This window comes from Paenibacillus arenosi, from assembly GCF_014841135.1.
In the GTDB taxonomy this organism is placed as follows: Bacteria; Bacillota; Bacilli; order Paenibacillales; family Paenibacillaceae; genus Paenibacillus_B; species Paenibacillus_B arenosi.
In genome coordinates this window covers 43,228-69,413 of sequence record NZ_JACYTN010000016.1, presented here as the reverse complement: position 1 = coordinate 69,413, position 26,186 = coordinate 43,228, and the positions used below count along the sequence as shown (strand labels likewise).

Below are 26,186 nucleotides of genomic sequence, written 5' to 3'. Positions count from 1 at the left end.
TTCTATTGTTCATTAACAGTATTTATGTTCGTTGAACCAGTCTTTCCCCATCAACATACGGTACCTAGTTAAGAAATATGACACTTATACATGGTCAATTTCATTTATCTTACATTATAGTAAGGTATGTAATTTTAAGAGAGATCGTGTGTTATTATACTTTTAGTTCTTTTAGAAGTGATTCATACAACCTGGAGAGGACGGAAATGATGATCGTAGTAAAATGGCTGAGAATTATGAGATATCATAGCATCCGTATGCTGCGTTCTAGACAGGGTGCTTCTAAAATATCGCGTGGTATTGTATTTGGTTTCCTTCCATGTTGGTACCCAACATTCGGCATCGGGCCGGTCTTATCCATTGGGCTAACGAAATGGGTTGGCGGGAGTATAGCGGGCTCCATATTCGCTGCTGCGATAGGAACTGTTTTGTGGCCTGCATTATTTTATATGAATGTCCTTACAGGTGATTGGTTAATGAAGTTAGCCTATTTCTTGCATATCTATTCGGCTGATATTGCTGTAGGCGGTGGAGGTTGGCTGCAAGTATGGCTGCGCACAGGATTGAACTTCACTTTGGGTGCAATATTAAATAGCGTTCTATTCACATTGTTAGGTTATTGGATTTGGACATTAATTATCCAACGCTTTCGCCCGCAGCTGCTGCAAATGGTTCGTTCTCGTCGACGTGTGCAGCAAGTGCAGACAGAATCATAAATGGTTTATTGAAGACAGTCTACTTATTGTACAGGCTGTCTTTTTTTGATGCAAAAATAGGGTGAAAATAAAAAAAAAGTTTGACGAATAGCATAGTTGTTTTTATAATACCTATTAAACAGGTAGGAATTATTAGATAATTAAAGGGGAGACTTATAGATGAAAGACCAATCATGGTTAACGGTGCAGGACTGGTCCGTATACGGAAGTTGGGCAGCAGCTCTATTGCTAGGCGTCGTACTGTGGTGGCTAGCGAAAAAGAAAGTGGGATTCGGTACACGCGTCATGCTGGCTCTTGTGTTCGGATTTACAGTGGGAGCTGTATTCGGTAAAGATGCTGCTGATGTTGGTATTATTGGTTCCATTTACGTGAACTTAATTAAAATGGTCGTTATACCGCTCGTATTTTCCACGATTATTACAAGTTTAACTTCGGTCAAAGAAGTAGGCGTATTGAAGAAACTCGGTGTGAAGACGATCAGTATTTTCTTGATTACGACTGCAATTGCAGCAACAATTGGATTAGGAACAGCGCTTGTTATTGATCCTGGTGCTGGTATCGCTAACCAACCTGAAGCGGCACAAGATTTTGAAGCGCGTGAGATTCCTACTTTCAAAGAAGTATTGTTGAGCTTAGTGCCTTCTAACCCGATTAACGAGATGGCGGAAGGTAAAGTCGTTCCGGTCATTATCTTTGCAGTTTTTATTGCAGTAGCAATTATTTGGGAAGGTTCTCGCCATCCTGAGCGAGTGGAGCCTGTTCGTAAAGTATTTGAATCCTTGTCTCATATTATGTTCCGTGTTACAAAGTTTGTTATTCGTCTAACTCCGTACGGGGTGCTCGGCCTAGTAACATCAATGGCAGCAAGGTACGGTCTCGATACACTAGAACAGCTTGCTTGGTTCGTAGCTGCTGTATTTATCGCCTGCATTATTCATATGGTCGTAACGTACGGCTTATTAGTAACATTTGTTGCTCGTGTTAACCCGATTCGCTTCTTCAAGAAGGCATATCCAACCATTGCAGTCGCGTTTACGACGCGCAGCAGCTATGCGACATTGCCTGTTAACTTGGAAGTAATTACGAAGCGAATTAAGGTGTCTGAGCGTGTTGCGAGCTTTGTTGCTCCACTTGGGGCTACGATTAACATGAACGGTTGCGGCGGTATTTATCCAGCGATCGTTGCGGTGTTCGTCGCGAAGGTGTTCGGTATTGAATTGGGCATTACCGATTATGTGCTGATCGTTGTAGTAGCTACAATTGCTTCCATCGGAGTGGCTGGCGTGCCTGGTCCTGCTTCGATCTCGACTACGGTTGTACTTGTGCAAGCGGGCTTGCCAATCGAAGGCTTCGCACTTGTGCTTGCGGTAGATGCTATCGTGGATATGGCGCGTACAGCAGTTAATGCAACAGGTACGACGGTTGCTGCTTTGCTAGTCGGCAACAGCGAAGGTGAGTTCGATCGTGAGGCGTTCAATAAGGACGAAGATGATGATATTTCATTTGGAAATGAAGTAGAAGGCGGTAAGCCAGCTATTTCTGCAACTTAATCGGGTCAGTAATAGAGGAGAGTCTTGCCGTAACTGGCAAGGCTCTCTTTTTTTGCTTACTAGCTAGCATTGTCTGTTATAGGATCTACTATTTTAACTATGTTCAATAATATGATATCGTGAACATATGGAATAATGTGCTAACATTCCAATTTGGGGGGAGACTTGCGAAATGACGGAGAAGCGATTGTCACGTAATGAAGTACCGGTTGAAGCAACGTGGAGATTGGAAGATTTATTTGAGACGCATGATGCTTGGGAAGCGGCTTTGAGCAAGATTCAAGAGGATGTCCCCAATGTCACAAAATATCGCGGTAAGCTGCACGAAGGCGCTCGTGTTCTACTCGGTGTGCTGACTGCTCAGGAAGAGCTGCTTGTACGCTTGTATCATGCGCATGCTTACGCTCATTTGCATTTATCTGTAGATAGCACGAATCCAAATTATCAGACAGATGCGGCAAGAATGGGGGATATTGGAGCATCGATTATGACAGCGATGACCTTTATTCGCTCCGAGCTATTATCTTTGCCCGAAGGAACGATTGAAGCATACCTAGAAGAAGAGCCGGAATTGGCTCCATTCCGTAAGACGTTGTTGGACCTGCTGGCGAAGAAGCCGCATCAACTGTCACCTGAGACAGAATCGGCGCTCGCTTCTTTGAGTGAGGTTCTTGAATCACCGTTTCGTATTTATAAGCGCGGTAAGTTGTCAGATATGTCATTTGATTCGGTAGAAGATGCGGAAGGCAGTACCCGTCCAGTATCCTTTGCTCTCTATGAAAATAAATACGAAATGTCATCGGACACGACGCTGCGCCGTAATGCATATGCATCTTTCTCCAGTACGCTGCGCGAATATCAGAATACATTTGCTGAGACATATGCGACTCAAGTGAAGAAGCAGGTGATTATGTCTCGTTTGCGTGGCTATGAATCTGTCACGCATATGATGCTGGAGCCGCAGGATGTATCGCTTGAGATGTACCATAACATCTTAGATATTATTCAAGCGGAGTTGGCGCCACATATGCGCCGTTATGCCAAGCTTAAGCAGCGTGAGCTGGGGCTAGAGCAGATGCGCTTCTGTGACCTGAAAGCACCGTTGGATGCTGACTTCAGTCCATCGATAACGTTCGATGAGGCTGGCAAGCTGGTTCAAGACGCTTTGCAAGTGCTTGGTACGGAATACAGCGACATTATGCGGGAAGCGTTTACGGAACGTTGGATTGATTATGCAGACAATGTAGGCAAATCAACGGGCGCATTTTGCTCGTCCACCTATGGTGCCCATTCCTATGTATTAGTTTCGTGGGCGGACAATATGCGTGGTGCCTTCACACTTGCGCACGAAGTAGGCCATGCAGGCCACTTTATGTTGGCAGGACGTTATCAGCGCTTTGTAAACACGCGTCCATCCCTGTACTTTATCGAAGCTCCTTCCACAATGAACGAACTGCTGCTGGCTGAACACATTATGAAGCAGTCCGATGATAAGCGGATGAAACGTTGGGTTATTGCCCAACTGTTAAATACGTACTACCATAACTTTGTCACGCATCTTTTGGAAGGTGAACTTCAACGTCTCGTCTATGACTTAGCGATGCAGGATGTACCAATGAATGCGAAGAAGTTAAATGACTTGAAAGGTGAAGTGTTGTCCAGCTTCTGGGGCGATGCTGTAGAGCTGGATGAGGATGCGAAAATGACTTGGATGCGTCAGCCGCATTATTATATGTCCTTATATCCGTACACATATGCGGCAGGATTGACAGCATCGACAGCTGCAGCCCAGCTCATTAAGGAGCAAGGTCAACCTGCTGTAGATCGCTGGTTGGAAGCACTCAAAGTAGGAGGAACGTTGTCCCCATTGGAGCTCATGAAACTAGCAGGGGTAGATATGTCAGGACCTGAACCGATTCGTAGTGCTGTCGCTTATGTAGGGAGCTTGGTTGATCAGCTTGAGCAATTGTTTGAAGCGGAATAACAATTATAATTTCTAAATCCATTTTATTTTATAGCAGTATGTCAGCGTGTGGAGGGCAGCTTCGTTATTTATAACGAGGCTGCCCTTTCTTATTATGTATTCAATTGGAGAAAACTTCGATGATACGGTACTACTGCATAATCAGATTTTATGAGAGGTGAACTCTTTCTTTCTATTCGTTATAATAGAGTTCTACATTTCGTTTGCACTAGATTTGATATCATTCGCTTCAGTAAGGTTAATAAGGTAGAAGGCGTACGTTGCCAACTCAAAACAATCTTTTATAATCAGCTCTTTTGACGAGGTTCGTTAGTAAGAGCATGTTTGTTATGGCAATAAGCATGATTCTGTCTAGCTGACATGATGATAGAGTTCCTGTATGCCTGTATGTAAGTATGTAAGATTGAAAATGATAGGAAAGGTTTGATACAAGATGAAACAGCGTCGATGGGCAATTCTATGCCTTGTCAGTGCACTTAGTGGTGCGATGCTGCTGAGTGGATGTTCCTCTGAGAAGCCACAGACTAAGCCTGAGGAGACTCAAGGTGGGGCACAGACAGGACAACTAGACCCTGCCCTTGCAGGAGATGGTGGCAGCGACAGCGCCGGGGTGGAAAGCAACGAGACGGGAGATGCGATACAAGCGATTCAGCAGTCTCACGCGTTAAGTTCTACGGCTAAGGAGCAAGATGGTAGAACAGTCGTGACGAATGAAAACTCGATCTATGTAGTCGTGAATAAGGAACGATTCCTTCCCGATGGATATATACCACCAGACTTAGTGGAGCCTCAAGTGAAGTTCTCTTTCGATGGACCACATGAGAAACGTCAGCTGCGCCAAGATGCGGCGACAGCGTTGGAGCAGTTGTTCCAGCAAGCAGAGTCGGAGGGAATCGAGCTGAATGCCGTATCCGGCTACCGCTCTTACAAGCGTCAAACTTCGGTATACAATAACCATGTAAATACCAAGGGTGAAGAATATGCCAATCGTGTAAGTGCCAAGCCGGGGACAAGTGAGCATCAGACAGGCTTAACGATGGACGTATCCAGCCCAAGTGCGAATAATGAGTTAGAACAATCTTTTGGGGATACGACAGAAGGTCAATGGTTGGCGGAACATGCCCACGAATTTGGTTTCATTATCCGATATACGAAGGACGGGGAAGCAATTACAGGTTACATGTACGAACCATGGCATATCCGTTATGTCGGGAAAGAGGCAGCACAAGCCATTTTTGAACAAGGAACAACGTTGGAGCAGTTTCTACAATAGGCAGCATATCGCATTTATTGAGATTATATATTGATGATAAGATATGTTAGTAAGTATCAAAAAGAGGTCATCCATGAGCCGTGTTAGGACGAGCTGTGGATGGCCTTTTTCGATGGCTATTGTTAGATAGTAGCAATGAGGCGTGTGGGGTATGTTGTGAAAATGAAAAGGCGATACCCCAATCAGGGTATCGCCTTGTACGAGACCTCCATCATGTATCTAATGAGATACGGTGAGAGGCTCTGCCCTTGTTTTTGAAGAAGTTGGCTTGTTTAGCATGTACAACAAGGGCATGTAGGTGGTCGCCAGACGATCCATTTCGGAAGTGTCGTAAAGACTTCGTCCAGCACAGTACTAATATGTGTTGATATGGCGCTCATTATTCATCATGTCATTGAAAGTTGAATCGAGTCATCGAGCGTAATTATGATCTTGGATCAGACTCGGCTGTCTGCTTGAGCATCTGTTCCAAATTGCCAAGGGTAAGCTTACTGCTGTACGTCTGCTGCAAAGACATGCTCGCCATTCCTTGCGCCCATTCCTCGTCATTATAGGAGAGGATTTCTTTGCGCAGATCGAGCATTTTGCGATCCAGTTCATCTACAGCACGAGCTGCTTCCGCAAGTTCATCCACAACATGCGGTGGAACATGCTTATTGAACTTATAGAAAATAATGTGTTCCATGCTTGCCCAGAAATCCATTGCAAGCGTGCGGAGTTGAATTTCTACATACACCCAACGGACATCGTCAAACAGCACTAAGGGTACTTGAACGATAACATGTACACTTTGATAGCCGTTTGCCTTAGGCTTCTCAATGTAATCTTTAATTTCAACCACACGAATGTCATCACGGACTTTGAGATGATCGAGAATGAAGTAAATATCCTTCACAAAAGCACACACGATGCGCATGCCAGCAACATCATAAATGTTGTTCACAATCGTATCCAATGTAGGAGGGAACCCTTTACGCTGTATTTTGTTGAAAATACTGTTTGGTTCCTTCAGTCGTGTCTTAATATGCTCAATTGGGCTGTAGCCGTTTCGTATTTTCCACTCTGCTTGAATGACCTTTATTTTTGTCTCCAGCTCTTCCAATGCCAGTTGATAAAGAGTGGGGAGCTGGTTCACTTGTTCGTATTGTTTTAACATTACATCAGATTCGGACATATCCATTGCTCCTTTACTTGCAATCGTCGTTGTTCGCGCGTATTTATTACCCGCCTGACTGCGTCCTAAGCTCTATCATACTGGAAAGGAGGGCAAAATTTCAAAGCAACATGTCAGCTGTCTGCTACTTCGTAAATCGAGAACTAGACCATGCTTCTGTAATGAAGCGGCTAACATCAGCCTGCTTGCCGTGAATCTGTGCAGGGGAGCTAATATACAATTGTTCCTTAGCACGGCTAACCGCGACATACATCAAACGGCGTTCCTCTTCGACAAGCGCCATATTGACCTCATCACGGTCTTTAGATTTGGAGCGATACGCGGCTTCCCGCTCGGCAGGTGGGTTTTGGCGCAGTGCTGTTCGATGCGGCAGTACACCCTCTGAAGCCCCGATAACAAAAACGCAGGGGAATTCCAATCCTTTGGCCCTGTGAATGGTCATTAAAGTCACTGCATCTGGCTCAGTCTCTTGCTGAGTCGCTTGAATAGTCTGGCGAGATTGAGCTTGGCGAGAACGTGATCGATCTTCAGTATTCGTTGATGCCGCTGCGTACTTCGCTGCTAAATCATCAATATGCTTAAGAAACTGCTCGATGGTGGCAAAGCGCTGTGCCGACGTTTCCAACTCCTCCAGCATATCGACGGTTCCTTCTTGATAAGCTGTAGCTCGTTCTCCAGCCATCGCCGTCAGCCATTTGTCATAGAATTCGCGCCGTATATCACGCACCGCATGATTGGGCTTCATTTGCGCTACCTTTTTCAAATAACGGATTCTCGGCTTGATCGCCTCCTGCTGAAAAGGTGCTAATCCCGGACAGGTTGCTAAATGAACGAGTGGATATTTTTTAGCAGATGTTTTTTCTGCTTGCCTGATGTAGGTCATGCCAGCTTCCTTAGGTACATATAAGGCCGCAACCGCGCTCGCCAATGCATCTGGATCACGTGGATGAAGGGCTAAGCGCATATGATCAATCAGCGTCTTTACGGACAAATGCTCATAGAAGAGCGGTTCTGCACCGAATTGACGGAATGGAACATTTTGAATCGTCATATATTCAACGATTGCTCGACTCGCATGAGCACTTCGATATAGGATTGCGATATCGCTAAGCTTATATTGTCCGCTAGCCGTCAGCTTGCGGATGCTTGCAATCGCTGTTTCTGCTTCCTCATCTGTCGTAGCTGGGCGATTGTACTGCGGTTTCGCCTCTTGTATAGGGATGGATGCTTCTGCCCTTTTTTTAGCAGCAGCACGCATCGTTTTCGCCAGCCGCTCTTTATTGCACCGGATAATCGCATTTCCAAGTCCTACAATCGGTGGAGTAGAGCGGAAGTTGTAATCAAGCGTAATTTGTGTGACGTCCGGATATAGACGATGAAATTGAGTAATATGTTCATGGTTTGCGCCATTAAACGTATAGATGGTCTGATCATCGTCACCGAATACGGCTAGATTGCTGCTTCCGTCTGCAATATGGCGAAGCATTCTTAATTGCATAGGCGTCGTATCTTGAAATTCATCCGCCATTACATAGCGGAATCGTCTTCTTAGCTTCTCAGTAAGCTCAGCGTCAGATTCCAACAATTTCACGATATCGACAATTAGATCGTCGAAATCCTTTATATCGCGTGCTTGCTTCTGCTCCTCATATCGGATCATCGCACGCTGCAAGTTCCGTTCGCCCTCATCAGCAGGGCGCCAATCGCTAGGAGATTCTCCACGTGACTTCAAGGCAGATAAGGCGGCTAGTACCGTCTCTGCCTCGACAGCATCGCGGAGCCCGATTTCTCGCAGTACACGGCTCATCCAGCCGTGGCGTGCGCGTTCTTCTGTCAGCAGCGTAAATGGCGGTGCATATGCCTTTAGCAGCGTCAAAGCGAAGGAGTGAAATGTACGCGCCTGTACACGCTTTGCTATAGCGGGCGTAAGCCCTGGCAGCCGAGCTAATCTTGAACGCATTTCAGCTGCCGCTTTATTTGTAAACGTAACAAGCCATAATGCTTCAGGTGGCACTTCATGGACGGCGATCATATAGGCGGCTCTGGCTGTTAGTACGGACGTCTTACCTGATCCAGCCCCTGCTAGGCACAGTAGAGGGCCATGCTGATGGCGTACGGCTTCGCATTGAGCTTTATGCAAATCTAGGCCGCATTCACGAAGAGCGGCGAAGAACCAACTGTCTGATGAAGGGTCGCTGGTACTAACTTGTGGCTTGAGACCCTTTTCGACAGGTGTGGAGTGTGGTACGTTGGTAGCAGTGCGCTCTTCATTCATGTAGAATGTGGGTTGCGCGGATTCAGCCGTTGGGCATGTAGCTTGAGCGGATATTCCATAAGGATGCGACTGCCAGCGAATGTTCGCAGCCGCAGGCTTCGTTAGTTGTGTTGGCATTGGGTGCTCCTTTCTCGGTCCGGTATCCGTTCATGAGTTGCTGTGCCCATCTATTATAACGGTCAAGGTCAACATTGCCGAATACATGTATTGCCAAGCGCATACGTTGTCCTTAGAGCTGCCAGGTATTTTGTCCTGTGAACTCCGCGTTTCGTTATCACATGGAGCGTGTATAGGTTAATAAGGGTGATTATTTAATGTGGAAGAAGAGAGGGGAAGCCGGGATGAACCGTTTTCTGCAAAAAGTGAAAGAAGGCGCATCCAAAGCTTCTGAGAAAGCTCAGAATGTATTGGAATTGAATCGAGTCCAGACTCAAATTGATGCGCTTCGTAAAGAGTGGGAACATAATACGTATGAAATAGGCCGTTTGGCTTTTGAAGCTTATAAGAACAAAGATTATGCTTCACTGGGCATGGAAATGGATGAACTGGCCCAAGCGAATGTGATGTTGGAAGAAGAAATGGAACAGCTCGAATGGAAACGCTGTGCGCTTCGCAATGAAAAGCGTTGTTCTTGTGGTGAGATTGCACCGTGGTCCTCTAAGTTCTGCGCATCATGTGGAGATAGACTGCCAGATCCTCCTGTTCGTGAAATAGAGAGTGAGCTTAGTGGCTCCAGCGAGATGCAGCCGTACAAGTTAGAGGATGAGGCTGATCCAAAGGTTGAAGATAAGGAGAAAACGTATATTACCCTTCATCAGACGCCAACTTCAACAACAATTAATCATACAGATGAGCTTGATGATCATGGTGGTCATGAAGAGCCGCTATCACGATATGCGAAATCAACCAAAGACAGTTCAGCACCTATCCATCCATATAGTCCGTACGACCAATATGGTCAAGAGGATGAGGATGATGCGGATATGATGGAAATCAAAAAGCCTACCCCACAGGTGAATATTCGCGGAAGTGAGCGTTACATTCGCCAGCAGTCGGTAGAGCATGATTCTAATAGTCGAACTTGTTCTAAATGTGCAGCGTCAGCTCCCTCAGAAGCAAAATGGTGTGAACGTTGTGGAGCACCCTTTATTTAAGGAAAGCTAAGTGAGTTGTAAATTAGCTAAGTATCAGTTCCATAATTTGTATGTAACTATGACCCGTATTGGTCGTGGTACAATATGTTAAGACAGCATCTGATAGGGTTGATACGATTATATTGATAACGTCGAACAGCCGGGAAGCTTCTATAGCTTACTCCGGCTATTTTGGCGTTTGCGAAAAGGTTTAAAGAACACCAGCAGCATGGGCTGAAGGGGGAAACGAGATGGACAGCTTGATTCAGCAGCTGCGTGACGTCGGATTTACAGAGTTGGAATCCAAATTGTTAATTTTGCTCTCTGAACAAGGATCAATGACAGGCTATGAAGCAGCAAAAAAACTGGGAATATCGCGCTCTAATGTATATGCTGCTTTGCAGCGTCTTGTGGATCAGAGCTTCGTGCTGCATGCAGTAGGGGAACCGTCGCACTACGCTGCGATTGAGCCAGCACAGCTTACGAAGACGATTGCGGAAAGAATGCAGGCTTCGCTGCGTTTTGTTGAGGAGCATATGCCTTCACCTAAGCAGGAGCTATCCTTTTTTTATAGCATAGAAGGCGATAAAGTTGTTGCAGAGAAAATTGGACAAGTCATCGCCGCAGCTGAAATAGAAATTATTGTGGAGATGACTTCCCGAGATGGAATGCTGGTGCAGCATGCGCTGCAGCAGGCGGAGAATCGTGGTGTGAAAGTACTGTGGTCCATTAGCTCCAATGAAGAGCAACTGCCTGCCTCTGGCTTCCTTGCTTCTCGTGAAGGGCAAGTAGACAAGCATCTTGCGGGCAGACGCTTTACGATGATTATTGATCGTAAGATTGCCTGTATTGGAATGAGAAGTGCCGCTGAAGAAGCGAAGCTGTTATATACGGAACATCCGGTTATGACGGAGTATGTACTTAGCCGTTTCATTCAGGATATCATTTTGTTTGAATTGGAACAGCAGCTTACTGAGGAGCAGCGTCAGCACTTTGGCCCATACTTTTCACGCTTATGGGAACCCTATTTGAACAAGGAAATGTAGTGTGAAATGGCAAATAGACTACCTAATTAATGTTATCGTTCACTAATATGTCATCATTTACATGTAACGATGAATTGCGTTGATTCGTAAACAAGTAGTAAGAAAGAATGGCTGGATGACAGTTGAGGAGGAAGTACGATGGTGGAAGTTATAGTTCACTTTGATGTTCTGGAGCGAGATGGAGATACTTCTCATTTGCGAGGGTTGATTATGGCAGATCCCGGTGAGAAGCCGACCATTTCTCAAGTGGAAAATATGCTGCGTTCGATGGGCTATCAGGTGACAGCGGAAGATAATGAGCACTATGTGTATGTTCCTGTTGAAGCTGGAACAGAAGTGAAGAAGATTGAAGTGCGTAAAATGGACAATGGGGAAGAAGAATTCTCGATTGACCCGCATATGAAAATGATTGTGCAAAATCTCATGGGCAAGCCGCATCGGCCGATGTAGATGCGCTTGTTCTGTAAAAAAAGGGCTGTCTCCGTCATGTTATGTGCTCAGGTCAAACTGGACATAACATGGGAGGCAGCCCCTATTTATTTTAAAATGTTAATGAATCATAAACTTAAGCTTGTGCGTTCGCTTCTACCAATTGAGATGTACAGCTTGGGCAGCGTGTCGCTTTAACAGGAATGTCTGTTACACAGTAAGGGCAAGATTTCGTAGTTGGATCTGCCGCCACTTCTTCTTTGCGGTGTAGCATGTTGATCACTTTTACAAGACCGAATACTGCCAATGCAACGAGCAAGAAATCGATAACGACGTTAATGAATTGTCCGTAAGCAATAACGGCAGCGCCTGCGGATTTTGCTTGTGCTAGTGACGTAATTGGAGAGCCGTCTGGCATTGTGATGTTTGGATCCAAGTTAATGAATAGGTCAACAAAGTTTACTCCGCCGAGCAATTTACCGATTGGCGGCATAATGATGTCGTTAACAATGGATGTTACAATTTTACCGAATGCAGCACCAATAATAACACCGACAGCTAGATCGACGACATTACCGCGCATGGCGAATGTTTTGAATTCATTTGCTAAAGATTTAAGAGAACCCATTAGTTCAACCCCTATAATGTTTTAATATTTATATTGAAATAACCTGTACCGGTTATCGATAATCGCAAACGAACATATTTCCTTACCCTGTACTTTTAGAAGCTAAACAGGAAGTTCAACTATTGTCTATCAACAGCATACCCAACACTTTCTTTCTTCATAAATAAGTATTTTTATGGGGGGAGCAAAAGTGTCGCTTTGTCACTTTATCACTATATTCATGCTTGTTCAAGGCTTGGATATAATCGGAAATTCGTTGTTGACTAGGAAGGGAAATATCTTTTGAAACAACTGGAAGTGATGGTCCGTATATAGTAGTATTGGTTTGCATGGATTACAAACAAGGTAAGGCTCAATACATTTAATCTGGCGCCATTTTAAGTTTATTATAATAATCGGAGGATGGTAATCATGTCATTGTTTAACCGTATTTTAGCTAGTGTAGGTATCGGTTCTGCAAAGGTTGACACGCTGTTAGAACGCAATCGCTATGCGCCGGGTGAGCAAGTGTCTGGAGTCGTCAAAATACAAGGCGGTCAAGTTCAGCAGCAAGTAGAGGCCATTCATCTTAAGCTTATGACTCAATATACTAAAGAATCCAATGACTCGAAACATCAGGTCAACCATGAGCTGGTACGTTTCAAAGTAAGCAGTGCATTCACATTGCAGCCAAATGAGCTGCGCGAATTGCCATTTACGATTGTGCTACCTCCGCATACGCCGCTTACGATTGGCCGTGCTCCCGTATGGTTGAAGACAGAATTGGATATCGCGAACGCGGTTGATCCATCTGATAATGATCTGATCGAGATCGCGCCTAAAGTGGAGCAGAGCATCGTTATTGATGCCTTGAACCGTCTTGGCTTCCGCTTACGCAAAGCAGAATGTGAGTACGCGCCGCGTCTTGGTGGGGCCGTTCCATTCGTGCAAGAGTTCGAATTTGTTCCGACAACTTATTTTAGAGGCGACCTTGATGAGTTGGAAGTTATTTTCTATCCGAAAGAGCATGAGATGGAGATCCTCGTTCAAATTGATCGACGTGCTAAAGGTCTCGGCGGCTGGTTAGCAGAAGCGATGGATATGGATGAGACGTTCGTACGCTTTAGCTTGCCAAATGATGAATGGAAGCGTCTAGGCCCTGATGGTGCTTCGAACCACTTATCTAATATGATTCGTCGATATATTTAATAGATCGTCCTGAGAACAGCAAGAACCTCCAGCCAGTCGCTTCTACAGCAATTGGTCGAAGGTTCTTTTTTTGTTACATATAAGCTGAGCGGTACTACCTATTTGTCGCCACGGTCAATATGCTTGCGTGGATGGACTTGCTTCGGCGGTGGAATGTCTTTGTCCGCTTCTGGAACTAAGCGCTCATCCGTCAAACCTTGATGATGATTATCATACGAAAATTCCTTGAGTTCCCACTCGGTAGCACCTAGCTGCGGATCGGTAGGGAAGTGTTGACCCCGATGAAGAGTCTCCGCACGCCCCCATTCATTCGTGTAAATACCGTCTACCTCCACACGATCGCGGGACATCGGGTGCATCTCATGTTGTTCTTTGCTCATGGACACGTTGCTCCTTTCAGCCATCCGCTCTACAGATTGACTTCTCATACATTTGCAATGGAGAACACTGTATCGCTAAGCATAACGTGCCCTTTGCGGGGAGGACTTATTCCTTAAGAGTGATGTGCCTCTTAAAACTCTAAAGATAAGTATACGTTCCTATTCGCATTTGCACTTAGGTGGGCTACTAGCCATTATTTGTGCTGATAACGCCCTTCAAGTTTTTTGCCTCCGTACCATAACAGCCAAAGAGCAGCGGCAACAAGCAGCAAACGCCAAGGATGTTCTACGAATCCTTTCCAGTCATGACCGAGAAATGCCATTAAGAAGATCATAACGGACTTTCCGGCCATTACAGCGATCATAAAGGTGCGGAACGGGATCGTACTAATACCGGCTGCGACATTTATGAGTACGGAAGGAGTGAACGGGAAACATAACAATATGAAAATAGGCGTAAACCCTTTAGATTCGATCCAATTAAAAAACTTTTGTGTGCCCGGCAACCTTTTTTGGATGTACATACTAAAGCGTCCACCAAACTTCCGAGCCAGCCAAAAGACAGCGAATGAACCTAGACATACCCCGATCCATGAGTATAAAAATCCAAACCACAACCCATAGGATGCAGCGTTGGCGACTACGAATACAAATAGAGGCAGTGCCGGAACGAACGATTCCCCAAATGGAAGTAAAATTCCAGGTAGAGGGCCAAGTGCAGAATATTTTTGCAGCCATATCTCTACTTGCGCGATATCTATATCTTTTGCGTAAGCAATAAAATCTTGAAACCAATCCCACATAATAGTTCGTACACCTCTCCCATTCCATTACATGATCACACTGTATTTTTGTATATGTTTCTTATCTTTCTGCAAACCATCTTGATGGGAACAGCCAGTACACGATAGCGATAATGCTGAATAGCCCTGCACTGAACCAAATAACGGCAGAGACGGAGAATGCCTCGGCAATTAATCCGCCGACAACGGGGCCAATCAGCACGCCGATATTCTCAACTGTCGATAGCAAGCTCCATCCGAGTCCCTTTTGTGCTGGAGGCACATACAAGGCGAGCAAGGCATTCCATGCGGGTAGTACAGCTGCGTAGGAGATGCCGAGAATAACAGCTAGTGCATAGGCCATGAGGACACCTGGTTTCATCGAAAGCGATGCAAGGGTAAGCCCGAAAATAGCAAAGCCAACGATAAGGAAAGGCTTGCGGCCCACACGATCTGACCATTTGCCCATCGGCACGAGGCCGATTACGGTACACCCTCCTCCAATTAGTAAGAGCAGGGAATATTGTCCACTGGATAAGGACAGGAATTGCTCAGCGAACTTCGGCAAAATCGGAACGAGCATACTTGCACCCAACGTTTGCAGGATCATGCCTGGCAATAATGGTTTCATTGCAGATAATCGCTCACGCAGCACAGCAAACTGTTCTTTAAAAGGAACAGGGGTAGCTGATTCGCCATTATTTCTCCCTCTTGGCAAGAAAAAGCTGAGTGCAAGCGCAATGAAAGTTAGCCCTAATAGCAGTGCGTACGCAAGATGTGGTGTATAGTCGAGAACGACATTTAATACGACTGGGCCAGCACCCATACCAACGAGCCAGATCGTATACAGGAATCCCATTTGAGCGGCACGCTGCTCTGTATTTACTTTTGTAAGACAGACGAGCCATACAGGGGACATACCTACACCATATATGGCGGAGGCTAGTATGAATATCCAAGGATTACTGCCCCAGTGGAACAATCCGATACCGCCTAAGGAAATGAGCAGTCCGCATATGACGATTAACTTGGATGAAAAACGATCCAGCAAATAGCCGATAAATATTTTAAGTACCGTATCTGTTAAATAATGCGCCGTTATTGCAGTACCGATTATGCCTAGCGTAATACCAAGCTCTTTCTCCCCAAATATCGGGATAAAGCTAAGCACTGTTGCTCCCCGTACGAATTCCACAAGGAGTAAAATGACGGCCAACAGCGCGATGTCAGATGATAGTCCTAGCTTTCGGATTGATTTCAAACGAGACGCTCCCTTTTCACATGTTGTAAGATGCTTAAATTTGCTATGTAATCTGGATTGGTAACCTTAAATTGTAACCTTTCCATTATAGCGTGTGCCAATCTAGTTTTCCAATGACTGGGGAACGACTGGCGGTTACGGTTGAACAGCTGGAAGCAAATATTGCTCTAACCATTGGGCAGGGTGGCGCCAGCGCTTCACTTTGGAATCGGCAGCCCATACAGCTGTGATACGCAGTTTAGGAATAACAAAGATGAGCTGACCGCCATATCCCATTGCACAAGCAGCATCGATGCCATTCAATTGATGGCACCACCACTGATATCCGTATGCACCATATCCGGGAGCGCCTTCGCTGTGAGCAGTTATCGTTTCATGAACCCAAGAAGCGGGTATTAATGATGTTAGGACGTTATTTGTGGTCACGTATCCTTCATTTAGCAGGAGCTGTCCGATTGACAGCATATCCCGTCCTGTTAAGGATAAGCCGATATGGCCGGCTGCATCGCCGTCAGGCGAACGTTCCCATTTATAGTTGGATATGCCGAGCGGACCAAATAAATATTGTTCCGCAAACTGATCAGCAGCCATTCCGGTTTGCAGCGTTAACAGCACGGATAGAAGGTGTGAGTCAATGCTGCGGTACTGAAAGCGTCCGTACATATTCGATTGAATCGGGAGCTTCGTCGCAAAGCGTCTCCAGCTTGGACTACTATGGAAGCGGTGAACCCAGCGCTCGCTCATCCGGCTGTTCGTTTCCCATTGCAGCCCTGTTGTCATGGTGAGCAAATGATACAAAGTCAGGCGCTGCCACAAAGTGTTAGACCGCATCGATGCCAGCATATAGGGCTCTAGTAAAGGAGCGATTGGATCGTGTGTACCAATCATTTTTCCTTGCTGCTGCGCGATGCCAATTAGCAAGCTCATTATTGATTTTGTAGCAGAACGCAGATCGTGAAGCGTATGCTCATCCGTATCCTGGTAATAGCTCTCATGCACAAGCTTGCCGTCGCGCGCTAATAAGAAACAGCGAAGCTTTGGTAATTGTTCTGGGAGCTGCGCTAGAGCGGTTTGAAATAGATCATCGTCCATTCTTGCCTCTGTAGGACAAATGAACCTTGTCCAGTTTGAATTTTTTGCCGTAATATGGGGAGTGAAAGACATGAAGCAAATCCTCTCTATAGATGAAATGTTGGCTACGAGCAGCCTGTTCAATGATTGGTTTTGGAACAAGCATGTTTATTTGCAACATATGACCATGATTTAACGTTGTTCATATCATAACCATTATAGCTTGCAACGATTTTGGAATTATGGGAATAGGAGAGCGATAACTCTAAATATGATCCATTATAATTGTCCCTTATGCACGAAGGTGCAAGTTATGAGTGGGTGATTTTGCACTTCGTGTGAATATGTTATAATAGGGGCTATTAGGTTGTAAATTCCAGCGTTATAAGCGAAGTCCGTTACTTCTCCGTCGGGGAGATTGATCTACAACGCTTTAGGAGGGAATTTTCATGGCAGCAAAAGGTCACAACGAAGTGAGAGAAAGCTTGTTGGAGATGACACGAATTTTTCGTCCCAAGAATCCACGGAAGTTCGTGAAGGAATATATCCGGAAGTATCGGATAACGGGAGGCTATGAAGACGAACTAACCCAGCTTGTAGAAAATGAACTAGGTAAAATGGACACAAGCGCATCCTAAAGTGTGTAGATGGAATGTGATTTTTATTATGGAAGTGAACTAGGAATAGGTTAGTCGTATCAGACGTATCCATTGGATGCGTCTTTTTTTGCATTTTATTGAAGCAGTGGGACATTGGCATTTTCCAAAAAAATGATCGTTCTGTGAAAAGGAAGCGAAATGAGCGTATTTCGCCACGCATAAAGTGAATAACCGATGAACAGCTTCAAATAGGCTAGAAGGAGAACGTTGCATAAGAGACGATAGTAGGACAAAAATGGATTAGGGAATCATCAGAAACCTTGCCGACAATTTTCGTTAAAGTCATTCGACGTGAAATGAGACCGTTCGTCATGAATAATAATAGATAATTTTATTATTTGTAAACGCTTGCAAAGTCTTTTGCTGTGCGGTATTATTCGATATTTGAACACTTTGTGAACTAGCAGGTAATCGTTGACAAATAAAAATATGGAAATTATATTTAGGTGAGTGATTGCATTTATTGACAGGGTTGTGACATCAGCGCTGAAATTGATCGTGTCTTCATGCTAGCTTGGAACGTACATAGAGCGAGTGTGAGGGTCGTCAAATGGTTACGTGAATCAGCCGGTAGCTTCATCGTTTGTTGCCCCTATTACAGGTCTATTTTCTATTTGAAGCAATAGCACATGTATAGAGTAATGGAGGATAAGCTTATGCAGAGCGAAAATAACCTAATCAGCATCAACGAAAAAGGACAAAGTGGGGTTGATGAATGATGAAACGGTGGCAGTTTAGTAAGCGTCTTCTTCCGCTGTTAGCCGGGCTCGTCTTGCTTTTAAGCGCTTGTGGTCGTGAGGATTTATCGACTCTCAACCCGCAAGGTTCAATTGCACAGTCGCAGTTCGACTTGATGAAGCTGTCGATTGGTATTATGACAGGCGTAGTGGTGATTGTATTCGGACTTTCCGTATACGTCCTCGTGCGCTATCGTCGGAAGCCAGGCGATAAGTCGATTCCGAAGCAGGTAGAAGGCAGTCATAAGTTGGAGATCATTTGGACGGTTATTCCGATTATCCTTTTGATTATCCTGGCTGTTCCAACTTTGAAATATGTATTTGCCTTCGCCGAGGATTATAGCAAAGACGAGAATGCAGTTAAAGTTAAGGTAACAGCACATCAGTACTGGTGGGAATTTGAATATCCCGAGTACAAGATTAGAACCGCACAAGATTTAGTTATTCCCTTTGGTAAGAAAATTGCAGTAGAACTCAGCACGAAAGACGTGCTCCACTCCTTCTGGATCCCTTCCCTTGCTGGTAAGATGGACACCAACCGCATAGACAGCTTAGATAAAGGCAACAAGAACAAAATGTACTTTGATGCACCGGAAGAAAATGTTTACCGAGGCAAGTGTGCTGAGCTTTGTGGCCCTTCTCACGCATACATGGACTTTAAGGTGAAGTCAGTTAACCAAGAGACATTTAACGCTTGGGTAAAAGAAATGCAAGCTCCGGCTAAGCCATTTACTGGTGATGCAGCGGTAGCGGAAGTATTTAAGCAAAGCTGTTTGTCTTGCCATGCTGTAGAGAATGAGCCTAAGACAGCGCCGAACTTGAAAGGGATAGGAAGTAGGGAAGCGGTAGCGGGTATATTGCTTAACCGTGAGAGAGCTTCGGAGTCTCTTGATCAGGCGAAGATCGAGGATCATTTGCGCAAATGGATAAAAGAAACGGACGATATTAAGCCAGGTAATAAGATGGGTGTTATCAAGTTGGAAGACAACGAGATCGATCAGATCGTAGATTATTTGGCTAATTATAAGTTGGATTCACTAGAACAGATTAACAATGGTATTCCTAACGTCGAAGAATAGGCACAGGTAAGAAACAGAAAAAAGCATCTTCTAGGGGAGGGGTTACGGCCTTGGCTCATACAGCACATACAGTCAAGCGGTACACCGGTATTATGGACTGGCTTACGACGGTCGACCATAAGAAGATCGGAATTTTGTACCTCCTTGCCGGCGGTTTATTCTTCGGCATTGGCGGTATCGAAGCGATCTTGATCCGAATTCAGTTAATTAAGCCGCTTAATGATTTAGTAAGTGAACAAGCATTTAATGAATTGATAACGATGCACGGCACGACAATGATCTTCTTGGGTGTCATGCCGATTATATTCGCCTTAATGAATGCTATCGTACCGTTGCAAATAGGTGCGCGAGACGTAGCGTTCCCGTTCTTGAATTCCCTCGGTTTCTGGACGTTCTTGTTCGGTGGTCTTTTGCTCAACTTGAGCTGGATCGTGGGCGATGTTCCAGATGCAGGATGGACATCGTACGTGCCGTTAGCGGATACGACCTATAGTCCACATCATGGGGTAGACTTCTATACCATCGGACTACAAATATCAGGACTAGGTACGCTCTTAGGCGGTATTAACTTCTTGGTTACGATTATTAACATGCGTGCACCAGGAATGACGTACATGCGGATGCCGATGTTCACATGGGCTGCCTTCATTACTTCCGCGCTTATTTTATTCGCATTCCCTGCTATTACAGTAGGACTTATTTTGCTTATGTTCGATCGCTTATTCAGCGGAAACTTCTTTAACGTTGCCCTAGGTGGTAACCCTGTTCTATGGCAGCATATTTTCTGGATATTCGGACATCCTGAAGTTTACATTTTGATCTTACCGGCATTCGGTATCATTTCCGATGTCCTTAGTACATTTGCTCGTAAGCGTCTGTTCGGGTACAGCTCGATGGTATTCGCAACGATTCTTATCGGTTTCCTAGGCTTCATGGTGTGGGCGCACCACATGTTCACAGTAGGACTAGGTCCCGTGGCAAACGCGTTGTTCTCTATTGCAACAATGCTAATTGCCGTACCGACAGGTATTAAGATCTTTAACTGGATCTTTACGCTGTGGGGCGGTTCCATTAAGTTCACAGCAGCGAACTTGTATGCAATTGGTTTCATTCCAACGTTCGTTATGGGTGGCGTTACAGGTGTTATGTTGGCGTCAGCGCCGGCGAACTTCCAGTTCCACGATACGTACTTTGTTGTTGCGCATTTCCACTACGTAATCGTAGGTGGGTTGGTGCTGGGTCTATTTTCTGGATTACATTTCTGGTGGCCGAAAATGTTCGGTCGCACCTTGTATGAAGGGCTTGGTAAAGCAACGTTCTGGATGTTCTTTATCGGCTTCCAGCTAACATTCTTTGTACAGCATTTCCTAGGCCTAATCGGAATGCCGCGTCGTGTTGCAACGTATTTGCCAAACCAAGGCTTTGACACGATGAACATGATTAGTACAGTTGGTGCAATTATGATGGGTATCGGAACGCTTATGTTCTTGTGGAACATCTTTATTACGTCCCGTCAGCCGAAAAATGCTGCAAACGATCCGTGGGAAGACGGTCGTACGCTGGAGTGGACGATTCCTTCGCCTCCGCCAGAATACAACTTCAAGCAAACTCCGCTCGTACGCGGCTATGATGCTTGGTGGAAAGAGAAGATGGATGGTAATAAGGAGATGACTCCTGCTGAGCCACTCGGTTCGATCCATATGCCTTCTCCTACGATTCTCCCGTTCTTTATGTCCGTTGGCCTATTCATTGCAGGCTTCGGATTTATGTATGGAAGAGATCCGTTTGATAATGCAATACTAGGATTCTTATTCAATAACTATATTGTCTCGATTATCGGATTGGGCATCACATTTGGTTGTATGTTCCTTCGTTCCGTCTATGATGATCCTGGCTATCATATTGAAGTGGAAGAGCTCGAAGACAAGGGGGGAAGAGCATGAGTGCACACGGTCATCACGTAGAAGGCGAATGGCCTCATCAACCGGAAAATGCGACCTTGGAAGGTCGTAACAAAGTACTCGGCTTCTGGCTCTTCCTCGGCGGAGAGGCAGTGTTGTTCGGTACATTATTCGCAACATTCCTTGCTCTTCGTGATCAAGTCGGTGACGGGCCAACTGCTGCCGAACTGTTCAAGCTCCCTATCGTCGGAGCAGCTACGTTGATCTTGCTTGTCAGTTCACTGACTAGTGTATTCGCTGTTCAGGCGCTGCACCAGAATAAAGTGAAAGATCTGATTAAGTGGCTCATCGTTACGGTTCTATTAGGGTTCTCTTTCCTGGGGCTGGAGATTTATGAGTTTGTTGAGTATATCCACCATGGTCATAACTTTACGACGAGTGCGTTTAGTACCGCATTCTATACGTTAGTTGGTTTCCACGGTGCTCACGTTGCATTCGGTGTTCTTTGGATCACATTGTTGATTATTCAAGTGAAGAAGAAAGGCCTGAATCTCGTAACAGCTCCAAAGGTGTATGTGTCTGCTATTTACTGGCACTTCATCGACGTTGTATGGGTATTCATCTTTACCGTTGTTTACCTAATGGGAAGGGTGGTGTAGACGATGGCATCCCAACAATCGGCTTCCAACCATTCCAACCGTCGTCATAAGCATGAAGGACGACAAAAGCACATTGTTGCGTTTATTTTCTCCATCGTACTTTCACTGATTGCGTTTGCTGCCGTTGCTTCTGTAGCTGAAGTGAATGCAACCTTTATCATCATTATTTTGTTGGTCATGGCCGTGCTTCAAGTCATTATCCAGATGGCATATTGGATGCACATGAAAGACAAGGGTCATTTGCTGCCCCTCGTGTTTATGCTTGGCGGTGCCTTTGTTGCATTGACATGTATCGTCATGGCTCTATATTGGGTATGGTGGTAGGAAGTTACAAGCTTAGCGTTGAACGAGTACTAATCGCTTGTAGAGCATGATTAGAGCTTGTTTGAGAAACGATAGCATAATAGGAAGAGGTGGTGCGATGCACCGCCTCTTTTTCCGTAGAAGATCAAATGTGGCGAAACGATGACAGCTTGTTGATGAAAGGGGGAAGCAGCTATGTTTGGATTAGGGCAGTTTTTTTCATTTGCCGATTTATGGAGCCCTTTGTTTCTCGTTTCCGCGTTGTTGGTTATTGTATTGTATCTTGGTTTAACAGGCTATTTCAGAGATCGGTTCCCTGGCTCCAAGCCCGTGACAGGGGGGCAACGAGTTAGTTTCATTGTAGGTGTCGTGCTTATTTACTTGTCGCAGGGCGGACCCATAGATTTGATGGGTCACCTGATGTTCACATTCCACATGGTCATGATGTCACTGTGCTATATTATAGCGCCTCCTTTACTGCTGAAGGGGATTCCGGATTGGATGTGGAAGTTTATTTTGGATCGTCCGCTGCTGCGTAAGCTGAAGTGGATGATGCATCCGATACTTACGGCAGTGTTATTCAATGCGCTATTTTCGTTCTATCATATTCCAGTCGTACATGATTACATCATGCTGAATTATGGTGTACACACGTTGTACTACATCGCTCTGTACATTGCGGCATTTATGATGTGGTGGCCTGTCGTTAATCCTGTTCCAGAATGGAATTTGATTAGCGATGTGAAAAAAATGGGCTATATTTTCTTGAATGGATTGCTGATCACACCTGCATGTGCACTTCTTATCTTCGCGGATGAATCGTTATACGCGACCTATAATGATCCGGATATATGGGCAGCAGCGATGGGCTATTGTGTATCTGGCAGTCCGGAGGCCTTGCTAGCAGCCTTTGATGGTCCGCAGTTTTTTAGTTGGTTCGATGTAAGAGAGGATCAGCAGCTTGGTGGTATTTTGATGAAGCTCGTTCAAGAAACGATGTATGGTATCGTTCTAGCCTATGTATTCTCTCGATGGTTCCGTCGTGAAGGAAAAGATGATGATGTCGCAGATTCGACACCGAAAAGTGATTGGCAGAATGCATGATTTCGATATAATGGGAATGATAACTTGTAAGGAGGGATAATGCATCGTGGATATGTACTCACTATTCCCAACGATCAGTACGTTCTTTATTGTACTTAGTGCCATCTTGGTTGCGATCGGTTGGCGCCAAATTATTAAAGGCAAGCGCAAAGAGCATGAGCGGACGATGAAGCTTGCTGCAATCGCAGCTATTTTGTTCTTCATTATTTACGTATCTCGCACGATTTTCGTAGGAAACACATCATGGGGCGGGCCAGATTCGTTGAAGACGATCTACCTGGTGTTCCTACTCTTCCACATCGTGTTGGCGACTGTTGCAGCTGTGTTCGGCTTGACGACCTTGTACTTAGGATTCAAAGCGAAGTATGACAAGCACCGTAAGCTTGGACGTGTTACTGCGACGATCTGGTTTATAACAGCAGCTACAGGTGCGATGGTGTATGTGTTGTTGTATATTCTATATCCAGGCGGACATACGAAGCCAGTTATTGATGCTATTTTCGGCTAACAGGCCATTTTTTAATGGGGACAACCTTTATTCATACAGCTTGAGGGCTGCTTGGATAAGGGTTGTTTTTTTGTGAATAAAAGGGATTGGAAAAAAATCCTTGACGACTTTGTATTGAGGTCATTATACTGTGTATAACAATATACACAGTAATCACAGTGAACTGTGTCCTGTGCGATTGAAAGGAAAGTAGGTGTCTCCTCATGAAAAGAGGCTGGCGGGATGCTTTGTTCATCGTGAAGCAAGAGTTTCGAACATCACCGATAGGGTTGCTGTTAACGATGTTGTTTATGGTCTATCTTTCTGTGATGACCTATCCGATGATACAGATGCTTTTTGAGAAGGATGTCGGAATAATCTCGACTATCATAATGGATTTTTATATTTCCCTCATTTTTTTAAGCTTAGGGAATTTAATGAATCGTAGATCTACCCGCTATTTGTCCGAGGACTCTTATCGCCAATACGTAATAAAGCAGCGTATTTTGCCAATCGGAATTCAAACCATTGTACGCGCTAGATATTTGCAACTTATAATTCTATCGTTAGTGAACGGTACGATATTCTTTTTTGTCAGCTATTTCATAACAGGATTGGATGAAGTAACGAATCCTGGTTCCTATGCACTACTTATACTGATAGGCATCACGTTCAGCATTTTGATAAATGTCCTGTTCACTTATTGTGAGTGGAGAATGAGCGGCAAAATTTATATGTTGATTGTGCTTTTCACTATGGTGATTCTAACTATAACTGCAATCATTATTAGTTTATGCGGAGGCTCGGTCTTCAAATCATTACTTTATATAACGAATGAATGGCCGCTTCCAACTGCAATTGTAACGATCGTGGTGCTGAGTCAAGCAATTGTCTGGGGAATGAAATCGTCCTTACAAGTGCTGCGGCGAACGGATTTGTCTTGAGTTGGATATGCAGGAAGGAAAATTTTAGACTTGAGAAAGAAAATAGAATGGCGTCATAGACGCATTGGGTGGTTAGCGTGTCACGCTCCGTGTAGTTGCAAGATTGATAAAGGAGGTGAACCGGCCTATGTTCATTCCGATACAGCTTGATGAAAATAGCACCGAACCATTGTATGCACAGATTAAGAGCCAGCTTAAGACGTTAATTTTGAGCGGACACATCGAGACGGGAACGTTATTGCCATCGATTCGTGAACTAGCAGGTCAGTTAAGTTGCAGTGTCATTACAATACGGCGTGTGTATCAAGATTTAGAGCAGGAAGGGTTGCTCCGCACGAAGCAGGGCACAGGTACGTTTGTGGCGCCGGTTCATCAAGGTGAACGCGACCAATTTCGCAAGCGGGCGGTTGAAGAAGCTATCATGGCGGCGATAGATGCTGCTAAGCAAATGCAGATAGATGAACAGGAATTACGGGATATTTTTAATGAAATTGTACGAATTCGGATGAGAAATGACTGAGCTTGAGGGGAGGAGGTACTATCATGAATGCCTATACACTGGAAGCAGTTGAGAAGCACCGTGATCATTTACGGGTTGGTCCGTTGAATGTTGAATTTCCAAGTGGCTGTGTAACAGCTATCGTTGGTGTGAATGGTTCAGGTAAAAGTACGATGCTCAGCATGATGATAGGGCTTGCTTATCCAAACCAAGGGAATATATATTTCGGCCAGCAGCGTGTCGATGCTGATCATGATTATGTGTGGAAGCAGCGTATCGGATATTTACCTGAGCTACCTAACAGCGAAGATGACTATAAGACTCCCGATCAATTAGCTACCATGTATGCATATTGGTATGAGAACTGGGACTGGCAGCTCTACCAGACACTGATGGCTAAATACGAGATCCCACCAAAAACAAGGCTTAACAAAATGTCTAAAGGGATGCGGCGCAAATGCGAGCTCATTATAATTTTGTCGTATCGCCCAGATGTGCTGCTATTAGATGAGCCATCATCAGGGTTGGACCCTATTAGTTGGCGCTATGTAATGGAAGATTTGCAGAAATTTATGGACGACGGGGATCGGTCGATTATCATCGCGACGCACATCATTGATGAAGTGAGAAGGCTTGCTGATTATATTATGTTTCTGCATCGCGGCCAACTTGTCCAATTCGTAGAAAAAGATGAGTTGTTCGATGCTTGGAAGGAATATTGGTTCAACATTTCCGAAGCAGCTGTGCTCAAAGATGCACCAGGCGTCAAAGATACGCTTCAAGATGGTGTTAGCGTAAGACTAATCGTAAACGAGATTGCACCGTTTGAGGACTACTTGCAAAGGCATAACATTCAACCGATACGGGTTCAGACCGTACCATTAGATGAGATTATGCTGCAATCGATTAAAGGTGTTAAATAA

The 26,186-nt window shown here is 44.9% G+C and carries 25 protein-coding genes; 18 read left to right on the top strand and 7 right to left on the bottom strand.

What is annotated here, in order from left to right:
• The first annotated feature begins 206 nt into the window (after positions 1-206).
• The 4 genes from IFO66_RS16605 (at position 207) to IFO66_RS16590 (ending at position 5,524) form a co-directional block, all read left to right on the top strand.
• On the top strand, positions 207-716 hold the full coding sequence (locus IFO66_RS16605) for a DUF2062 domain-containing protein (RefSeq protein WP_192026236.1): 510 nt from the start codon (positions 207-209) through the stop codon (positions 714-716).
• A gap of 159 nt (positions 717-875) precedes the next feature.
• Positions 876-2,267 carry a dicarboxylate/amino acid:cation symporter gene (locus IFO66_RS16600; protein ID WP_192026235.1) on the top strand — a complete coding sequence of 464 codons (1,392 nt, stop codon included), beginning with the start codon at positions 876-878 and terminating at the stop codon, positions 2,265-2,267.
• A gap of 172 nt (positions 2,268-2,439) precedes the next feature.
• Positions 2,440-4,251 (top strand): oligoendopeptidase F, encoded by a 1,812-nt coding sequence (gene pepF, locus IFO66_RS16595; RefSeq protein ID WP_192026234.1) that lies wholly within the window; start codon positions 2,440-2,442, stop codon positions 4,249-4,251.
• 433 nt (positions 4,252-4,684) lie between these two features.
• A complete protein-coding gene (locus IFO66_RS16590; protein WP_192026233.1) occupies positions 4,685-5,524 on the top strand; it encodes a M15 family metallopeptidase in 840 nt (279 codons plus the stop codon).
• A 424-nt stretch (positions 5,525-5,948) separates the two neighbouring features.
• Here the strand turns inward: IFO66_RS16590 and IFO66_RS16585 are convergent, their stop codons facing one another.
• Both IFO66_RS16585 and IFO66_RS16580 read right to left on the bottom strand, forming a co-directional pair.
• A complete protein-coding gene (locus IFO66_RS16585) occupies positions 5,949-6,704 on the bottom strand; it encodes a GTP pyrophosphokinase (protein WP_420488676.1) in 756 nt (251 codons plus the stop codon).
• A 118-nt stretch (positions 6,705-6,822) separates the two neighbouring features.
• A complete protein-coding gene (locus tag IFO66_RS16580; RefSeq protein ID WP_225445828.1) occupies positions 6,823-9,090 on the bottom strand; it encodes an ATP-dependent helicase in 2,268 nt (755 codons plus the stop codon).
• Between the two features lie 197 nt (positions 9,091-9,287).
• Between IFO66_RS16580 and IFO66_RS16575 the strand changes: the two genes are divergently transcribed.
• The 3 genes from IFO66_RS16575 (at position 9,288) to IFO66_RS16565 (ending at position 11,602) form a co-directional block, all read left to right on the top strand.
• On the top strand, positions 9,288-10,127 hold the full coding sequence (locus IFO66_RS16575; RefSeq protein WP_225445827.1) for a zinc ribbon domain-containing protein: 840 nt from the start codon (positions 9,288-9,290) through the stop codon (positions 10,125-10,127).
• A 230-nt stretch (positions 10,128-10,357) separates the two neighbouring features.
• Positions 10,358-11,152 carry a TrmB family transcriptional regulator gene (locus IFO66_RS16570; RefSeq protein WP_192026230.1) on the top strand — a complete coding sequence of 265 codons (795 nt, stop codon included), beginning with the start codon at positions 10,358-10,360 and terminating at the stop codon, positions 11,150-11,152.
• 138 nt (positions 11,153-11,290) lie between these two features.
• Positions 11,291-11,602, top strand: a complete 312-nt coding sequence (locus tag IFO66_RS16565) for a dipeptidyl aminopeptidase (RefSeq protein ID WP_192026229.1) — start codon at positions 11,291-11,293, stop codon at positions 11,600-11,602.
• A 115-nt stretch (positions 11,603-11,717) separates the two neighbouring features.
• Here IFO66_RS16565 and mscL read toward each other — a convergent pair whose 3' ends face one another.
• The gene (gene mscL, locus IFO66_RS16560; RefSeq protein WP_192026228.1) at positions 11,718-12,209 is read right to left on the bottom strand and encodes a large-conductance mechanosensitive channel protein MscL; all 492 of its coding nucleotides are present in this window, start codon (positions 12,207-12,209) and stop codon (positions 11,718-11,720) included.
• A 411-nt stretch (positions 12,210-12,620) separates the two neighbouring features.
• Between mscL and IFO66_RS16555 the strand changes: the two genes are divergently transcribed.
• The gene (locus IFO66_RS16555) at positions 12,621-13,397 is read left to right on the top strand and encodes a sporulation protein (RefSeq protein WP_192026227.1); all 777 of its coding nucleotides are present in this window, start codon (positions 12,621-12,623) and stop codon (positions 13,395-13,397) included.
• 98 nt (positions 13,398-13,495) lie between these two features.
• Here IFO66_RS16555 and IFO66_RS16550 read toward each other — a convergent pair whose 3' ends face one another.
• From IFO66_RS16550 to IFO66_RS16535, 4 genes are all read right to left on the bottom strand, one after another.
• Positions 13,496-13,777: a hypothetical protein gene (locus IFO66_RS16550; protein WP_028596737.1), complete on the bottom strand. Its 282-nt coding sequence runs from the start codon at positions 13,775-13,777 to the stop codon at positions 13,496-13,498.
• 194 nt (positions 13,778-13,971) lie between these two features.
• Entirely contained in the window at positions 13,972-14,580 is a 609-nt protein-coding gene (locus IFO66_RS16545) for a TVP38/TMEM64 family protein (protein WP_192026226.1), read from the bottom strand.
• A 61-nt stretch (positions 14,581-14,641) separates the two neighbouring features.
• Positions 14,642-15,820 carry an MFS transporter gene (locus IFO66_RS16540; protein ID WP_192026225.1) on the bottom strand — a complete coding sequence of 393 codons (1,179 nt, stop codon included), beginning with the start codon at positions 15,818-15,820 and terminating at the stop codon, positions 14,642-14,644.
• 135 nt (positions 15,821-15,955) lie between these two features.
• Positions 15,956-16,984 (bottom strand): serine hydrolase domain-containing protein, encoded by a 1,029-nt coding sequence (locus IFO66_RS16535; protein ID WP_192026224.1) that lies wholly within the window; start codon positions 16,982-16,984, stop codon positions 15,956-15,958.
• A 356-nt stretch (positions 16,985-17,340) separates the two neighbouring features.
• On the opposite strand from IFO66_RS16535, the gene IFO66_RS16530 reads away from it, so the two are divergent.
• The 10 genes from IFO66_RS16530 to IFO66_RS16485 all read left to right on the top strand — a co-directional run bounded on the left by IFO66_RS16530 (position 17,341) and on the right by IFO66_RS16485 (position 26,186).
• Entirely contained in the window at positions 17,341-17,529 is a 189-nt protein-coding gene (locus tag IFO66_RS16530) for a hypothetical protein (protein ID WP_028596733.1), read from the top strand.
• A gap of 736 nt (positions 17,530-18,265) precedes the next feature.
• A complete protein-coding gene (gene coxB, locus IFO66_RS16525; protein ID WP_192026223.1) occupies positions 18,266-19,366 on the top strand; it encodes a cytochrome c oxidase subunit II in 1,101 nt (366 codons plus the stop codon).
• Positions 19,367-19,458: 92 nt separating this feature from the next.
• A complete protein-coding gene (ctaD, locus tag IFO66_RS16520) occupies positions 19,459-21,309 on the top strand; it encodes a cytochrome c oxidase subunit I (RefSeq protein WP_192026271.1) in 1,851 nt (616 codons plus the stop codon).
• Positions 21,306-21,926 (top strand): cytochrome (ubi)quinol oxidase subunit III, encoded by a 621-nt coding sequence (locus IFO66_RS16515; RefSeq protein ID WP_028596730.1) that lies wholly within the window; start codon positions 21,306-21,308, stop codon positions 21,924-21,926. Before ctaD ends, IFO66_RS16515 begins: the two co-directional genes overlap by 4 nt.
• Before the next feature lie 3 nt (positions 21,927-21,929).
• Complete coding sequence (locus IFO66_RS16510) at positions 21,930-22,250, top strand: cytochrome C oxidase subunit IV family protein (RefSeq protein ID WP_192026222.1); 321 nt, start codon at positions 21,930-21,932, stop codon at positions 22,248-22,250.
• A 174-nt stretch (positions 22,251-22,424) separates the two neighbouring features.
• Positions 22,425-23,333, top strand: a complete 909-nt coding sequence (gene ctaG, locus IFO66_RS16505; protein ID WP_192026221.1) for a cytochrome c oxidase assembly factor CtaG — start codon at positions 22,425-22,427, stop codon at positions 23,331-23,333.
• A gap of 46 nt (positions 23,334-23,379) precedes the next feature.
• Positions 23,380-23,841 carry a DUF420 domain-containing protein gene (locus IFO66_RS16500; protein WP_192026220.1) on the top strand — a complete coding sequence of 154 codons (462 nt, stop codon included), beginning with the start codon at positions 23,380-23,382 and terminating at the stop codon, positions 23,839-23,841.
• Between the two features lie 203 nt (positions 23,842-24,044).
• Positions 24,045-24,764: a hypothetical protein gene (locus IFO66_RS16495; RefSeq protein ID WP_192026219.1), complete on the top strand. Its 720-nt coding sequence runs from the start codon at positions 24,045-24,047 to the stop codon at positions 24,762-24,764.
• A gap of 127 nt (positions 24,765-24,891) precedes the next feature.
• A complete protein-coding gene (locus tag IFO66_RS16490) occupies positions 24,892-25,284 on the top strand; it encodes a GntR family transcriptional regulator (protein WP_192026218.1) in 393 nt (130 codons plus the stop codon).
• Between the two features lie 23 nt (positions 25,285-25,307).
• Positions 25,308-26,186, top strand: coding sequence for an ATP-binding cassette domain-containing protein (locus IFO66_RS16485; protein WP_192026217.1), 879 nt, complete (start codon positions 25,308-25,310; stop codon positions 26,184-26,186).